The following is a 1,302-nucleotide window of genomic DNA, read 5'->3' on the forward strand; positions in this document are numbered from 1 at the left end:
CTCCAGGCGTGTCGAGCGTTTCGATCTCCTGATCGCCGCGGCCGAAAAGCTGCTCGAACAGATTGCCGCCGCCACTGTTGCGGGCAGCCTCTTCGATCGGCGTGCGCCGCGGCGCGACCTCGTCGCCGCGGCAGCCATTGGCGTCAAGCGCCGCAAGAATACGGCTGCGGCGATCAGGAGATCGAAACGCTCGACACGCCTGGAGTGGCCGATGCTCCGCCGGACGACCCCAGCGTCCGCAACATCCGCCGCGTCATCAACCAGCCGGACGGCACGGATCTGCCGAGGCAGAGCGGCGAGTTCCGCACGGTTTGCGTGCGCACCTGCGACGGCTATTTCTTCCCGATGTCGAACGCCGCCTCCTACGGCGATTTCGAACGCGATCAGAAGAATTGCGAATCGAGCTGCCCCGGCACCAAAATGCAGGTCTTCTACGCGCAAGGCATGGAAGATGATGCCGGCAATATGACCTCGTCGGTGACCGGCCAACCTTACAGCGAGCTGCCGACCGCCTATCTCTACAAGCAGGCCAACTACTCGCGGCCGCCGCAATGCGGCTGCAATGCCCAGGCCGGCAATTTTTCGATCATCGCCGGCAATCCGCCCAATCCCGAGCAGTCGCAGCCGGACAGCGAGGCGACGCCCTTCATGCCGGTGCCGGCCTCGAAGCCCGATCCCGGCGCCGACCCCGAAACGCTTGCCAATGCCGAAGGCGGGCTTGATCGCGAGGCGATCAAGCGCCTGACCACCAAGGCGCCGGTGTCGCCGGTTTCGGCTCTGCCGCCGGAACAGCGCAAGGTCAGGGTCGTCGGGCCAGCGTTCCTTCCCGACCCATCAGCGGCAATAGATCTGAAAGCTCAGGCCCAGAAGTCTGCCCAGTAAGCGCCAGCCTCAGAGGCATGAACAGCGGCTTGCCCTTGCGGCCCGTCGCTTCCTTGATCTTGCCGGTCCAGTCCTTCCAGACCGTGCCGTTCCAAGGCTCCTCAGGCAGAAGGTCGAAGGCTTGGTGGAGGAATTCGCGATCCTCGCTGGAAAATTCCGCCGGCTCTTGCGGACCGTCGGCGAGGATGCGCCACCAAGCGACCGCGTCGGACAAGCGGTCGATGTTGCCACGCACCGCCAGCCAGAAGCGCTCCGCGTTGTCGCCGGAAATGCCGAGCACCATCAGCCGGTCCCGCGCCTCGTCGAACGGCATGTGATGCATGAGGGCCCGGTTGAGCACGAAGAGCTCGTCGGGATCGAACTTGGCGGCGGATTTGGACGTCGCTGCCGGGTCGAAATGCCCGGCGAGCTCGTTGAGGT

General features: G+C 65.0%; 1 protein-coding gene and 1 pseudogene. One reads left to right on the top strand and one right to left on the bottom strand.

Features of this window, described 5'->3' with window-relative positions:
* Positions 1 to 204: 204 nt before the first annotated feature.
* Positions 205 to 882 (top strand): DUF2865 domain-containing protein, encoded by a 678-nt coding sequence (locus tag EOA38_RS36965; protein ID WP_348627557.1) that lies wholly within the window; start codon positions 205 to 207, stop codon positions 880 to 882.
* On the opposite strand, the pseudogene EOA38_RS36970 reads toward EOA38_RS36965, so the two are convergent.
* Positions 800 to 1,302, bottom strand: a pseudogene (locus EOA38_RS36970) (glutamate--tRNA ligase); the annotation flags it as partial. The gene EOA38_RS36965 and the pseudogene EOA38_RS36970 overlap by 83 nt on opposite strands.

The organism is Mesorhizobium sp. M1E.F.Ca.ET.041.01.1.1, from assembly GCF_003997355.1.
In the GTDB taxonomy this organism is placed as follows: domain Bacteria; phylum Pseudomonadota; class Alphaproteobacteria; order Rhizobiales; family Rhizobiaceae; genus Mesorhizobium.